This window comes from Methylomonas albis (assembly GCF_014850955.1).
Classification (GTDB): domain Bacteria; phylum Pseudomonadota; class Gammaproteobacteria; order Methylococcales; family Methylomonadaceae; genus Methylomonas; species Methylomonas albis.
The window spans coordinates 2,920,581-2,934,703 of sequence record NZ_JACXSS010000001.1; the positions used below are offsets into that span (position 1 = coordinate 2,920,581).

The following is a 14,123-nucleotide window of genomic DNA, read 5'->3' on the forward strand; positions in this document are numbered from 1 at the left end:
GCCGGCATTTTCAGGGGACTAACACTATCTCCCGATCATTAGATGACTAAGCGTTGGGAGATGCGAAGATGGCCAAAACCTTATATCAACTGTTAAACATACCCGAGTCGGCTAACGACCAGCAAATCCATCGTGCATTCAAAGATATTGAACGGCATGGATTGAAACGCGAGGACGACTCCGCAATAGATACGCTGAACCGTGCGCGAGAAGCGTTTGTGATACTCTCCGATTCTAGTCGGCGCATTGCGTATGATCGCAAACTGGCAGCCAGCCGCTTACAGCCGACAGAAATAATACCCCCCACGGCAATCGACCGCAGCCAAGCCGGCCCATGGTTGCAACGATTGGCGATTGCCCTCCTGCTGCTATTTCCGATAGGCTCATGGCTTTATCACAATAACCAGCAATCCCAACGACAAGCCGAACTAGAGCAGATCCAAAATGCCAAGTTGATTGCCGCCACCGAGGCGTTAAAAAGCCAACAAGAGCAGTTGTTACACGACAATCAACAAATAAGCGCTCAACGCCAAGATGAACAGGCAGCTCGACGCATGGAAATGGAGCTACGGCTCAGACAGCAGCAGATGGACGATACCAAAATGCTTAGCCAGCAGCAGCTACAAAACCAAACACGCAGCCTGGATTTAATGGAAAAACACCTAAATACGGACACTCGCGATCAAGAACAATACATCGCCGAGCGCCAAGCCGAACTGCAATATAAAAAACCGGCGATGGCGATGGCTTTGCAAGAACAACAAGACCAACACTTAGCCCTGCAGCGGCAAAGATCGTTAAGGCAACACGATGAAAACATCGCCAGCATCAATAGCCTGCGCGCGGCGCGCTTGAAAGCCTATGACCGTGACCACGGTAGCGGCGGGATTAGCACCTCCAACCCTGCCGTCGACCCCTAAAACCCCTGGCAACTGAATTAAGCCTGAAAGCGCATAAAGTTTTTACGATAGGAAATCCAATGAGCAAACCCAAAGTCCTGATTAGCCGCCGCTGGCCTGCAAGTGTTGAAACCAAACTGCAGGCTCTTTACGACGTCACGCTGAATAGCGACGACCACCCGTTCAGCACGGACGAATTTAAGGCAGCGCTACAAAATTACGATGCTGTGTGTCCCAGCGTTTGCGATGCCCTGCCGGCCGAGGTGCTGAATGTCGCTAATAAGCGCTGCAAAATTCTGGGCAATTTTGGTGTGGGTTATAACCATATCGATATTGCCGCCGCCAAACAGCAAGGCCTGATCGTGACCAATACCCCCGGCGTGTTGACGCAAAGTACCGCCGATATAGCGATGACCTTGTTACTGATGTCGGCGCGGCGCGGAGCCGAGGGCGATAGACTGGTACGCGCCGGCGCATGGACCGGCTGGTGTCCAACGCATATGATGAGCAGCGACGTGACCGGCGCCACGTTGGGACTAATCGGCTTTGGACGCATCGCCCAGGCCATGGCACGGAAAGCTCATCATGGCTTTGGGATGAAAATCATGTATCTCAAACCTGGTGCGGCAGAGCCAAGCATCAACGACGAACTACAGGCTGCGCGCTGCAATACCTTAGAAGAACTACTACCGCAGTGCGATTACGTATCGTTGCATTGTCCGGGCGGCAACGAGACACGGCATTTAATCAACGAAAATACCTTGAATTTAATGAAACCCACCGCCCACTTGATTAATACCGCCCGCGGCGATGTGGTAGACAGCAAAGCCTTGATTAAAGCCTTGCAAGAAAAGCGCATTGCCGGCGCCGGCCTGGATGTCTACGAAGGCGAACCAGACATAGACCCTGGCTTTTTGACGCTGGAAAACGCCTCACTACTTCCCCACCTGGGCAGCGCCACTGTTGCGACGCGTACCGCGATGGGGGAGAAGGTACTGGAAAACTTAGCGGCGTTTTTTGCCGGATTACCCATACCAGACAAAATCATCTGAGAATGGGATAAGCACTCGCTGAAGTTTTCTATCGGCTCGCTCCGTGCAGCTCCCGATAGAAACCACACGGAAGCAGAACCCGTATAACTTAAGCGCCTTTCAAACGCCGACGACCGGTAGCCACAAATCCGGCAATCACGGTACCGAACAACCATACCGCTCCAGGCACTGGTACAGAGGCCGGAGCTTCTGTCGTAATGTTTAATTGATAGCCGGCATGGGGATCATAGTTTCCACTTCCCGAATTACCCCCTAAATAGATCGAATAAACCTGCCCTGCCTGAGCCAGGAACGTATATCCATTCACATCGTCGACGGTTGCGGAATAGGCTTTCCCCGGATTACTGACCCCAATGCTACCGTCGTAAACAACGCCAACGGAAGTAAACGGATCACTTTGGGTAAAATCGGTGCCGTAGTTCCAACCGGTATGCCGACTGTAACCGCTGGAAGAGCTATCCATACCGGTAAATACGGTCACACCAAAGTTGTGCCAGGATTTATCGGGCTCGGAATCGTTGAACAGCGAAGTAAGATTGATAGTCACCAACGCGGTCACATCGGACTTAAACAAGCCGATATCGGTATTATGCCCCCAGCCTTGAGCTCCATCGTACCACGCACCTTTTGCGGTATCGATATTCGCTAACGACGCACCGTATGCCCCCCACGCGGTGCCATAACGGGCGGCGGCGTCCGCTTGAGATATTTCCAGACTGTCACCGGCTGCGGTGATTTCCGCCGCCCAGTTTGCCGAACCATAACCGACATAACCAAACGGGCGAGCGCCCCCCACCGTGCCCAGCCAAGGTAGCGGCGTACCGCTATTGCCGGATTCTCCAGTGCGGGTCCAACCGTCGGTACCCAACGCCGCCGCGTCGGTGTATTGATCGGGGGCATAAGAGCCATCGATCGGCCTATCGGTGCTGTAGTAAGTAGCAGATGCCGAGGCAACAGAAATTCCGGCAAGCGACATAGAGCCTCCCGCCAAGATCATGGCGATCGTTTTTGCTGTTTTGGTATTGATCATAAACTTGTCCTTAAAGAGTTAGGGTTAATTATTTGAATACGCTCAAACTAACGTGCAATATGTAAAGCAAAAAATGCGCCACTATCTAGTTACATCAATTGACTGCTCTCGCCCGCTTCATCCAACCAAACGTTGCTCAATATTTCAATCATTTGCCCCAACGCCAGTAGAAGCCGGATAAACGCCTAGTCAAATAACCCAAAGGATAAAGGCCATATAACATAGTTTAGTTAGAGTTCCCACCGAACCGGCCAGATCTAAAATCTTCGATGAAAAACACCAAAAACCATAAACCTCGCCCCCCTTAAACGAAAAAAGTCGGCACAAGCCGACTTTTTTCGTTCACTTAAATATCCATTCAATCAATTTTAACGCCGGCTCGTTTTTTATTTACCCCAAGCAAACCAAGCAAACCGACCAAAAACGACCAGGCAGCCGCAGGCAAAGGCACGGGCGTCGTACCAAGCAGATCTCCAACGATACCTACATTCACCGAGAAAGAACCCGTTTCGTTGGCCGCCAAATCGAAATTAAAGACCCCGGAGCTGCCCGCCAGGGAAATATTATCCTGTCCACTGAATAAGTCGGCCGTTAACTCATCGTATCCATAATCGCCAAAACTAATCTGCACAGCACTATTGGCGAACTCACCCACGACAACCGCGTGCAATAGGTAGTCAAGCGACAACCCAAAAGATCGGCTTTGACCGCTATGATTCACGAAAGACAGGGCGAACGTTGCAATCTGCGCCGAGTGAATATTCTGACCTTCACTATCGTTAACGCTTCCGACCACCGAGAACTCGCCGGAAGCCTGATCCGGAAAATTAAAATTCGGCTGCAGTACCGCATCGCCATACACTTCAGTTCCATCATCAACGTTACCACTGCCAACATACCCAACAACGATCCCACTAAGATCTCCGGAATATGTGAAGGTCAATGCCGCCGAACCCGTAAAGGAACTCGTGGCATAGGCATTGGAAGCTCCGACCGCCAACAAAGCCAAGCTCAACGCACCGTATTTAATATGATTGCTCAGGATATTCATATCTCTCTGTACCCAATAAATTTTTTCAATTTAAAGAACAGGCCGCGCCTCGTATCAAGTCGCAAGCCTGCTCGTTTATCCAATTTCAAGGCGCCAACAGAGCAGAAAACGGCTCCAGAGGATCAACCCGCCCACTTGCCCCAACTGCAGGCACCGCCAACATCGCATCTTGAGCAAAGCCGCTGCCTATCGCATTTCCAGCAGTTACCCCAGACTCATTGCCAACATGTCCATTGGGCACCGATAGCTCGGGATGATCAAATGGCGCTCTTTCGTAACGCACCCGTTCGTCGGTAAAGGTTTTCAAAAACTCAACCAAAGCGGCTCGCGTTTTAATGTAGAGCTGACTAGTGCCGGCCAAATTGATTTGGGCAACCGATTGATGTTTATCGACATTATCAAAGTTACCTTTCCGAGCATAAAACTCAATGACTTGCTCCAAAGTCGCCATGCTGCCGTTATGCATGTACGGACCGGTCAATTCGATATTTCTCAAAGTAGGCACCTTAAACGCCGCTTTAGTCGCATAAGCCATTTTGGCGGTCGTCAAATTTGCCAATGCCGCTGAAACGCTCGGCAAATAGGCCGTAGAGACATCAAAGAGACAATCGGTAGTTCTGGACCCCCCCTCTTTACTGCCATCTTCAATCAGCCCGTCGGCACTCACAAAAAAGTCGGTTCCAGTCAACGTATTGTCTGCCAAGGACCAAATGAAATCGCAAGACCATTGCGAGTTAACAACCGAGTCGACAACGCCCTGACTATTGTCTTGCAGATACTCCAAATATTGCTTGGTGTAGGATAACGGGTGGCCAAAATCGTCCACACCATTGACGCCGGGATCAGCGTCAGGATCTCCAACGCCTGAATTTATAAAACCCATATCCATTAATTTTTTGTAATAGACGCCAACATCGAAAGTTTTGTCGCGAGTAATGACATTACCGTGAATATTGATCCCTGCATCGGCCGCACCGCCCGGAAGATAACTCCCCCCCAGCGCCAGAGGGCCATAAGAAATTTCAGCGTTCGCCGGACCATACTTCTTGGTTTGTCCGGTTGCCTGATCTACGGTGGGCGTCAGCAGCATTGCATTGGTGGTTATAGCCGCCAAGGTAGTTGTCGGCCCGCTATGGCACATCTGGCAATGATTATTCACAAAAGTCGATTCACCCTGTTTCAAGGTCGCAATTTGTGCCGCGGTGTAGCCCAAATTGTCCCAAGTTGGCGTGTTGTTCACATCCCGGTTCGTTAAATCGATAGGCGCTTGATCCGATACCAAGGTCGATTCGTATAGTTGGATAGACAAGCCGAAAAACATCGAGAAGTTAGCTTCCATTTGGTTATAGGCCACCCCACCTGCCGGCGCTCCGAACGTCCCGGATGCAGTTCCGATAACAGACCAGTATTTCGAGTTGAACGCCTTTTTAATCAAGGCTTGGTAAGTGGTATTCAGCCCCGGCTTGAGATTTCCGCCGGTACTCAAACTATAGGGCGCTAACACACTGTCTTCGTTATGAACTTTCTGACCTTGCAAGGGTTGGCGTAACAAAAGCTTTCTGCCGACATCCGGCCAAGTGCGCTGCCGGCAAGACATCTCCGCATCGCTCAAGCCAGGCCCGGTAGCCTGAGAGGCCAAAGAGGAATTAATTAATTCCAGGCGCTGCTTCTGCACCGACTGCGAATTAAGCTTTACCCAAACACCCGCTTTTGGATCTCGCCCCCCCAAGGACTGCTACCGTTGAAAACGTTATTGGCTCGACCATCCCAAAAATTGCGATGATTAAATACCGAATTGATCACCGTCGGCGCATTTCTGGGCTCCACACGACGAGTACCCGTCGCGCCGACATGATAAGTGGAATCCACACTACGATTACACTGATCGTTGGCACCGATAAATTTCGACGCGCCGGTATAAGTACCACTAAATGTCCCTGAAGAAGCCATTACATCGTCGGTACTAAAACTAACGCCACTGGCTTTAATTAAAGGATTGACATATTGTCGCAACGGAAAATCGGCTAAACGCATGGTATAGTTTGGACCACCCGCCGCACCGGTCTTGGTGGCCTCGAAAGTTTGACCGGACGCATTGCTGCTTTTTTGGCCAGGATTCAATTGATTGACCGCACGACTATCTGCGCCGGCATGAAAATGACAAGAACCGCAAGCCATACCATCGCTGCCGACATTGGCATCCCAGAATAAGGCCTTACCCAAGGCGATAGCTGCCTCTTCGTTGACAACAATCGGATCGGCACCGTCCGTCAATCCGGGAACAGGCGGTATCGGTACGCGCTGTAACGGTAACGTCTGCGGACCATGAGCAAATACCGACTGCGCCAGCAGGATACCACTCACCAAAATCAATTTATCGAAAAATCGCATGCTGACCTCTCATCAACCTTATATTCAAAAAGCTTCCACACCAGAGGAAATTTACTTACCGCTCCAGGACCCGTATTTTCCGAGCAATCGACAGGTCAATCCAAAAGCCGCATTCCACCTTTAAAGCACAAAGCGCACCATAGAAATTATTCTATTGATTATCAATTACTTAAAAACGAAACCCACAAAGCGAAACGGCAAACCCTCATAGAAATGAGTTATATGCCCCATACTTCATATAGTTGCCGGAATCCCCCCCCACCAACAGACCAGGCACGCCTTTAAATCTCGAAAAACCCGGAGCATCGCCTAAGAGACTCTTGAAAATCTACGCACAAAAAAAGGGGCAAGGCGAAATCCTTGCCCCTTTTCTATTGGAGCGAAGAAAATTAAGCCAATTTTCTTCTACCGGTAGCCAACAAGCCCAGCAAGCCGCTACCAAACATCCAAACAGCAGCAGGCACCGGCACCGCCGCAACGGCAGCATCGCCAATCACGACGTTATCAAGCACCATATTGAAAGTTTTTCCATTGGTTGGTGTAGCCGGGAAACCCGCAAAATGAATCCAAACAGCGGATACATTATCGAAAGCGCTATCCAGCCCACCAGATGCTTGCGACAAGTTGCCGTCAAAACCATTCGCCACCGTGGAATAGGCTACACGATTTGCATAGTTTGTACCGTCACCACTGGATAAACCGGTATTCACCGCCGTGTCGAAGCCTAAGATTTCCCAATAAGGGGTAGCCCAGTAATTGGCGCTGGTAGTTGGCACAGTATTACTAAGGCGATTGCCGTTTTGGATTACCGCACTAAAATCCAGCGAATCCAGGCTGAACGCACTACCATCCAAAGAGCGGATATAGATACCACTAGAGTCTGCATGATATTCAAGACCATACAGATCCTGATCGTTAACCGCATCGTAACCGTTGGCAAACTGATGCAAATGCGCACTGGCGGAACCGTCATCCGGATGCCCGATCACCATGCCGGCTTCCTCGTAACAACCATTGGTGCCAGCACCTGAGCAGCTACCCGTAGAGGTATTGGACTTGCCGTAATAAGCAGCGAAGGCCATTTCCTGAAAGTCAATGGTTCCAGCCGCCAATACCCCGGAAGAAGCCGTAACCAAGCCCGCCGCCAGCAAGCTGTTTAGCGCTAATTTTTTCATGAATACTCCAGTAAGTTTACATTTAGTTTTTAATCCCAATACTGCTCTCGCACCAACCAAGCCCCCCTATCCTGTGCTGCTCGAAAGCGACTGAGCTGTCTTGCCATACGGGCGAGACAATTCGACATAAGTCGACAACATAACAGGCAATATTCATACCATAATAAATAATTCCATCCCAGCACCCACTTATACTCAGCCTAATCCCCAGACAATACGGACCAACGAGCAACCTCAGTTTACCTCGACCTAAATCAAGCCCAAGCCGGCAAGCTCAATCAATCGCGCCAACACATCATCACTAAATTTAAACTATGTTAAATGACTTATTATTCCAAAGAATTTTGGCCATATCGCACATTCAAACAATTATTTACATTAAATTACATACACTTACAATTATTTCCAACCCACAACTAATCACCCTGCCAACCATCTGCCACCCAAAAACTGAGACCCAATTCTTCTCTTGATGAGATTCGCCTTATCGTATTCGCCTTATCTTCGGACCAACCGCACACCAGTCAACCAAAACATCAGTTAATATTTCAGGCATAATTCGTGCTGTAAACTATAAGATTTTTATATAACCGCGCATTCAGACGTAATGAAAAAAAAACTGGTTTTCCTCGCATGTTTTATGCTGCATTCCCCTTTAACCCAAGCAACAGCGCTCACTGAGACCCCACCAGCCTGCCCCACCGCCTTAATCGACCAGTCAACGCCGCTCAACTGGGAAAGCGTAAAAGGGCGCGTCGTGCTTATCGACTTCTGGGCGACCTGGTGTCCACCCTGCATTAAATCCATGCCGTTTTTTAATAGCTTGCGCCGTCAATACCAATCGAAGGATTTGGAAATCATTGCCGTCAATATCGACGAGGATAGCGAACTTGCCCGGCAGTTCCTGCAAATCCACCCCGTCGAGTACAAGTTGGCTTTCGACCCGAACGGCGACTGCCCGAAAGCCTTCGATTTAAAGGCCATGCCCTCTTCTTATCTCGTCGATAAAACCGGCAAGATACGTAAAATCTTTTTAGGTTTCCGCGAAGAAGACCAAAAGGAAATATCGAATCAAGTTGAGCTTCTGCTCAGGGAGCCTAATTGACATGCGCCGCGTATATTCGGCAAGTTGTTTGCTGCTTGCGCTTGTTTTTCAGGGGTGCGCCGAAGTGTCGCCCTGGGAACGCGGCAATCTGGCTCGGGAAGATATGAGTATTTCCCCTAACCCTAATTTAACCCATTTCAGAGAGCATATTTTTACCAGCAAAGAAGCCACCCAAGGCGGACATAACGGCGGCGGAGGCGGCTGTGGCTGTAACTAGCTCGGAAACGCGCACAACGCTGGCGGCATTGACTTCCGCCGCCCTGAGCTTGCCGGGAATGCACTCACAAGCCGCTGTGCCCAGCCAGCAACCGAATCTTAATTTACTTTACGGGCATTATCAGGAAAGCAACGACCGCATGCAGGTCGATGTTTACCACGTGGATTTTAGCGTACCGTTCGCCGACAGGATCGAAATGGCGTTCAGCTTGGACCGCGACACCTACAGTGGCGCATCGCCGGCCTACAGCGTACCGGACGTTATGACCAATCAACCGAAATTCACCCTGAAAACAGACGGCTCTTCCGCCAGCAACGCTGTGCCTGTCGACATTGTCACAGCAGCATCAAGCGGAATTACCGCCAGCGGCCTCACCACCATCGGCGGCCTCAACAATTTTCAAGAATTTGTCGAAGGCCGCAGCGCAAACGACCAACCGATTACCGATGCGCTAGTCGCCTGGACTACAGACCATCCAAAACCGGCTTCCGCTACCTTGGCCATTGGCGGCACTCTGGATTTTCAGGAAATGGCCTACGCTGCGTACTATGGCAGTTCCAACACCGGAACCGGTTCGTGCTCCGGCCAAGGCACCAATGGCTGTTACGAAGAGGCCAATATCGTAGTCGGACACGTAAATGACGGTACGCTCAGCGCCCATTTACATCAATTTGCCAACGACTACGACTCGTCCAAAGGTATCGATCTTTACGGCCTGGAATATCACGCGGACTCCAGCGGCATCTACCTGAGAGCCCTTGACGGCAGCGCATTCAGCCTGGACTCATTGAATTTTAACGCCACCATCCAAAACGGCAATCGTCTTAACAATGCGGTGGCAACGACCTCGCCGAACTACTGGGCAACCCCGTATTGGGAGATGCTCGGCTTCAACACGGCAGTCAACACCAATTTAGCCAGCGGCGACGGCACCAACTATGCCACTCGCATAGCCTATCAAACCATCGCCAACGGCTTTAACGGCAACCTCTCATTAGCCGATGGCACATTGAACAGCAGCTTTAGCAACGTCAACGCCGTCTGGATTCATTTTGCCGGGTTTCCTTCTACGCCGACCAACGGCAAGACCTTCAATATGGTTTTGGATAACGTCGTCACGTCATCCTCTACCTCGCAAAATGCCAACAGCGATGCGATGAACGCGTGGCTATTGGCTAAATCGGAATTCGAAGCGGACATCGTTAAAAATCTAACGATAGCCGTGTATCAGTCGTTGCTAAACAAGATAACGCCAACCATGCAACCAGTGCAGCGTTATCAACAACAACCCTTGGAAACCCGCACCATGCCTACATTTAGCGGGAAGTATTATTTCGACAACGCCACACTCGGCTTTTCGGGCGGCCTTTCCGAAGAACCGGACTTTGTCTCCACATTCGGGTCCGTCAATTACAGCCGGGAATTCAACAACAAATTAACCACTCTGACTGCGGGTTACAATCTTACCTCCAATCAGATAACCCGCAATACCGATACCCATTCAGGCCTGTCGGAAGCGGGCCACGTACACGCGTCCGACCCCACATCCCCAAATTACCCGGCGCTAACAGAATCCAGCGTCTATAACAGTTTTAGCGTCGGTCTATCCCAGGTTCTGGCTAAAAACACCTTATTTCAGTCCACCGCAAACTTTACCCACCAGGAAGGATACCTCAGCAACCCTTACAAATATGTCTACATTCGCGGCGAGGTCACTGCTGCTGAATACTACGCGCTATCGCAGCAGACCAATAAACTGGATTGGAGCAATATCACCAAGTTGGAAATGGTCGGCACCGAACTATTTCGTGAAGTTCGTCCGGACCAACGCAATATGCTGTCGTTTTCAAATCGCATAAATCAGCACATTCCGGCACTCAACGCCTCCAGCAGCCTCGATTACCGTTTTTATACCGACGACTGGAGCATCAACTCTCACACGGTGGAGTTAAAGTGGTACCAATCGCTACCATTCGGCATAACGGTCACTCCCGGCCTACGCTACTATTCGCAATCTCAAGCCGATTTTTTTGCTCCTTATTTTCTGGCCCCCCGGGCAGACGGCCATTATTCCAGCGACTTCCGCTTGGCGGACTTTGGCTCGTTAAGTGGAAGTATCGCTTTCAGCAAACAACTTAGCAAAGGCATCAAGTTAGAGGCCGGCGTGGAGTATTACACCCGGCAGAGCGACCTGAAATTGGGCGGTGGTAACGACACCAGCTATGCCGATTACAGCTATTACATGGTCCACGCGGGAATGAATATTAATTTATACGCACCCGCAAGCCAAAAAAACGAACACGAAAGCCATCAATCTCATCTGCATCACGGCGCGCCGCTTCCCGCTGGCGTAATGTTTGGGCATATGATGACTAATCCCGGCGAGTTTATGGTGGGCTACCGTTATCAATACGCAAATCAATCGGGCAATATTCTGCGTGGATCGAACGTTGTTGCCGATACTTCGCTACTAACCGCCGGCTGCGGCAATAACCCATGTGCGTCCAGGCCCCGCGAGATGAGCATGAATATGCACATGCTCGACATCATGTACGCCCCGACCGACTGGCTTAACCTGATGGTAATGCCGCAAATCATGGACATGAAAATGTCTTCATCGCCCATAGTTGGCGCAACCACAACCGACGAACATAGCGGCGGCCATAGTAGCGGCGGCCTTTCGGACACCACCATGGCCGCGTTGCTCAAGCTTTACGATCATCCAGACCATCGCATTCATCTGGGCTTGGGCTTTAGCGCACCGACTGGCGACGTCGAGGCCACAGTCGACGGGAGAGATGCTGTCACCAGCCAACTACATGACTACGGCATGCAACTGGGTAGTGGGACCTGGGACTTCAAACCCAGCCTGACATATTCCGGGCAACAAGACAACTGGTCGTGGGGGGCGCAATTAAGCGGCATTAAACGCATGCAAAACCGTAATCGATCAAACTATGTTTTGGGAAACGCCTTTCAATCGACGGCATGGGGCAGTTACCGAGTATCCAACTGGCTTTCCGGATCGATTCGTAGCGTCTATACCGCTCAAGGCGCTATCAATGGCGAATTTGTCCGTACTCATTCATTAACGTCGCCCATCGATTACACCAGCAACTACGGTGGACAATTTTTAGACTTCGGTTTCGGCCTTAATCTGTCCATTCCCGAAGGATCGCTTTCTAGACATCTGTTTAGCGTCGAATGGTTGCAACCCGCGATAACGGACTTCAACGGCAACCAGTTGCAACGTGAAGGTAGCTTAAACGCCACTTGGAATTACGCGTTTTGAGGATACCGTCTCCTGATCTCAACTCATTTCTGTGCCTACCTATACCATGAACCAATTCATACAACTCGGCCGAACTGCCATTGAAAATAAGAATTTCGTCGAAGCGGCGGAATGGTTCGGCAAGGCGGTCGCGGAAAACCCCAAAGACGCGCAATTCCTGGCTTGTCTCGGGCAATCCCTTTGTTGGCAAGGCAAACTCAATGAAGGACTCGCGCATCTGCGCCAATCGGGGCAGTTCTTACTTAAAAAAGCCCGCAAAAGCCGAGACATCAATCTGGCTTTGGATCTGGCCGATCAACTACAGTTTTGGAATGACTTTCCCGGCGCGCTGGAAATATGCAAACAAGCTGTGCAGATTAATCCGGGGCAATTGCGCGGCTATCAATTATTGGCCTTGACCTACTCTCGTCTAAATCTGAAAAAACCCGCCCTCGCAGCCGGTAGACAGGCATTAAAATTGGCGCCGAATAGCGCAGTACTGGCGATTTTACTCGCCACTCTGGAAGCTGCCGATGGCCTGAATCAAGAAGCCAAACAACGTTTGGAAAAGGTGTTGCAAAATCCCTTATTGACCGCCGAAGAAAGGTTCCGAGCCAATAAAGAGTTGGCTCGTATTCTGGACAAACTTGGTCAATACGATCAGGTATTCGCACATTTGCATGCAGCTGCCGAGGTAGCGCCGCGCCTGCCGGAAGTAAAACGCCAAAACGCCAGCTTGGTTCCCAAAATGCTGGAAAGCCATAAGACCGAATTCGATCGTGACTTGCTTGGACGATGGGCTAATACCGAGTTTCCAGCCGATCAACCCGCGCCGGTTTTTTTGCTGGGTTTTATGCGCACCGGCACCACCCTGACTCAGGAGGTGCTTGCCTCCCACCCGGAAATGTTTGTCGCGGACGAAACCGATCTGATTGCCTCGGTTACTAAGGAATTGAACCGGCTTTCGAATGGACAAGGTAGTCTCGCCGAGCAACTGCGAAAACTCGATTTAGCCGGTGTATTGCAATTACGGGCGTTTTACTGGAACCGGGCCCGCGCCTTGTACGGCGATAAGATCGGCACTCGCTTATTGCTGGATAAAACAACAATGAACACCATCGATCTAGGCTTGATTAACTACATTTTCCCGGATGCCAAGCTGGTATTTTTACTCCGTGATCCGCGCGATGTCTGCTTGAGTTGCTTCATGCAAACCATGCTGCCGACGCCTTCGACCGTGCACTTGTTTAGCTGGGATGGCACGGCGCGATTTTATGCGCAAGTCATGGACTGGTGGATGACGATCAGATCGAAATTAACAATGAATTTTATCGAGTTTCGATACGAAGACGCCGTATTCGATTTCGAACCGGCGTTCCGTAACGTGTTTGATTTTCTTGATTTGGACTGGGACCCGGCTGTCGCCGAATTCCATAAAAAAGCGGCCGGTAAGTACATCGCCAGCCCCAGCTTTAGCCAAGTCGCGCAACCTTTATACTCATCATCGGTTGGCCGCTGGCACCACTATCAAGCGGAGTACACCGCCATCCTACCGGAGCTGCAAACCTTTATAGACGAGTTTGGCTACGAACATTAACCCATTCGGGGAGCGGGCGAGTGGATTCAGTGCAGCAAAAGCTTGCCACGCATTCAGCATGCAAAACTACAATAAGGTGCGTTTATGGCGAAAAACCTAATTTCTAATGGGCGAGCACGGCAAAGATCGCTCGCCAACCCAAATCCGTACGCAAATATTAGAAAATCCCCATAGAGTTTAGCCGACTCAAAAAAGCTCACCACAAATAAACACTGGTCGTCGAAAGTTTACGTCGTTGTAGCCGTGAGCAAACTAACTAAATACGTCATATGCCACATACATGCGGCATATGACCTAGTTTATTTTCCAAATCCGTCTTGACAGATCATAAATAT

Annotated in this window: 11 protein-coding genes; 6 read left to right on the plus strand and 5 right to left on the minus strand. The window is 50.3% G+C overall.

What is annotated here, in order from left to right; genetic code table 11:
• Positions 1-68: 68 nt before the first annotated feature.
• Positions 69-920 (plus strand): hypothetical protein, encoded by an 852-nt coding sequence (locus EBA_RS13505; protein WP_192375192.1) that lies wholly within the window; start codon positions 69-71, stop codon positions 918-920.
• Positions 921-979: 59 nt separating this feature from the next.
• Positions 980-1,951, plus strand: a complete 972-nt coding sequence (locus tag EBA_RS13510) for a 2-hydroxyacid dehydrogenase (protein WP_192375193.1) — start codon at positions 980-982, stop codon at positions 1,949-1,951.
• 88 nt (positions 1,952-2,039) lie between these two features.
• Here EBA_RS13510 and EBA_RS13515 read toward each other — a convergent pair whose 3' ends face one another.
• From EBA_RS13515 to EBA_RS13535, 5 genes are all read right to left on the minus strand, one after another.
• Positions 2,040-2,981 (minus strand): hypothetical protein, encoded by a 942-nt coding sequence (locus EBA_RS13515; protein ID WP_192375194.1) that lies wholly within the window; start codon positions 2,979-2,981, stop codon positions 2,040-2,042.
• Between the two features lie 358 nt (positions 2,982-3,339).
• Positions 3,340-4,032: a hypothetical protein gene (locus tag EBA_RS13520; RefSeq protein WP_192375195.1), complete on the minus strand. Its 693-nt coding sequence runs from the start codon at positions 4,030-4,032 to the stop codon at positions 3,340-3,342.
• A gap of 85 nt (positions 4,033-4,117) precedes the next feature.
• Positions 4,118-5,707 carry a hypothetical protein gene (locus tag EBA_RS13525; RefSeq protein ID WP_225616660.1) on the minus strand — a complete coding sequence of 530 codons (1,590 nt, stop codon included), beginning with the start codon at positions 5,705-5,707 and terminating at the stop codon, positions 4,118-4,120.
• A 17-nt stretch (positions 5,708-5,724) separates the two neighbouring features.
• Complete coding sequence (locus EBA_RS13530; protein ID WP_225616245.1) at positions 5,725-6,423, minus strand: cytochrome c peroxidase; 699 nt, start codon at positions 6,421-6,423, stop codon at positions 5,725-5,727.
• A 389-nt stretch (positions 6,424-6,812) separates the two neighbouring features.
• Positions 6,813-7,598, minus strand: a complete 786-nt coding sequence (locus tag EBA_RS13535; protein ID WP_225616247.1) for a hypothetical protein — start codon at positions 7,596-7,598, stop codon at positions 6,813-6,815.
• 607 nt (positions 7,599-8,205) lie between these two features.
• On the opposite strand from EBA_RS13535, the gene EBA_RS13540 reads away from it, so the two are divergent.
• Genes EBA_RS13540 through EBA_RS13555 form a run of 4 tightly spaced genes read left to right on the plus strand, consistent with a single transcriptional unit; the run spans position 8,206 to position 13,788 of the window.
• The gene (locus EBA_RS13540; RefSeq protein WP_192375196.1) at positions 8,206-8,703 is read left to right on the plus strand and encodes a TlpA family protein disulfide reductase; all 498 of its coding nucleotides are present in this window, start codon (positions 8,206-8,208) and stop codon (positions 8,701-8,703) included.
• Position 8,704: 1 nt separating this feature from the next.
• Positions 8,705-8,920, plus strand: a complete 216-nt coding sequence (locus tag EBA_RS13545) for a DUF4266 domain-containing protein (RefSeq protein WP_192375197.1) — start codon at positions 8,705-8,707, stop codon at positions 8,918-8,920.
• Positions 8,907-12,212: a DUF3570 domain-containing protein gene (locus EBA_RS13550; RefSeq protein WP_192375198.1), complete on the plus strand. Its 3,306-nt coding sequence runs from the start codon at positions 8,907-8,909 to the stop codon at positions 12,210-12,212. The genes EBA_RS13545 and EBA_RS13550 overlap by 14 nt, the downstream gene beginning before the upstream one ends.
• 46 nt (positions 12,213-12,258) lie before the next feature.
• Complete coding sequence (locus EBA_RS13555) at positions 12,259-13,788, plus strand: tetratricopeptide repeat-containing sulfotransferase family protein (RefSeq protein WP_225616250.1); 1,530 nt, start codon at positions 12,259-12,261, stop codon at positions 13,786-13,788.
• The last annotated feature ends 335 nt before the right edge of the window (positions 13,789-14,123 follow it).

What these genes read in the sequence shown, in the direction of transcription:
- EBA_RS13530 (WP_225616245.1), bottom strand. Translation starts at nt 6,423, where the DNA reads ATGCGATTTTTCGATAAATTGATTTTGGTGAGTGGTATCCTGCTGGCG.
- EBA_RS13545 (WP_192375197.1), top strand. Translation starts at nt 8,705, where the DNA reads ATGCGCCGCGTATATTCGGCAAGTTGTTTGCTGCTTGCGCTTGTTTTT.
- EBA_RS13555 (WP_225616250.1), top strand. Translation starts at nt 12,259, where the DNA reads ATGAACCAATTCATACAACTCGGCCGAACTGCCATTGAAAATAAGAAT.
- EBA_RS13505 (WP_192375192.1), top strand. Translation starts at nt 69, where the DNA reads ATGGCCAAAACCTTATATCAACTGTTAAACATACCCGAGTCGGCTAAC.
- EBA_RS13535 (WP_225616247.1), bottom strand. Translation starts at nt 7,598, where the DNA reads ATGAAAAAATTAGCGCTAAACAGCTTGCTGGCGGCGGGCTTGGTTACG.
- EBA_RS13515 (WP_192375194.1), bottom strand. Translation starts at nt 2,981, where the DNA reads ATGATCAATACCAAAACAGCAAAAACGATCGCCATGATCTTGGCGGGA.
- EBA_RS13510 (WP_192375193.1), top strand. Translation starts at nt 980, where the DNA reads ATGAGCAAACCCAAAGTCCTGATTAGCCGCCGCTGGCCTGCAAGTGTT.
- EBA_RS13520 (WP_192375195.1), bottom strand. Translation starts at nt 4,032, where the DNA reads ATGAATATCCTGAGCAATCATATTAAATACGGTGCGTTGAGCTTGGCT.
- EBA_RS13540 (WP_192375196.1), top strand. Translation starts at nt 8,206, where the DNA reads ATGAAAAAAAAACTGGTTTTCCTCGCATGTTTTATGCTGCATTCCCCT.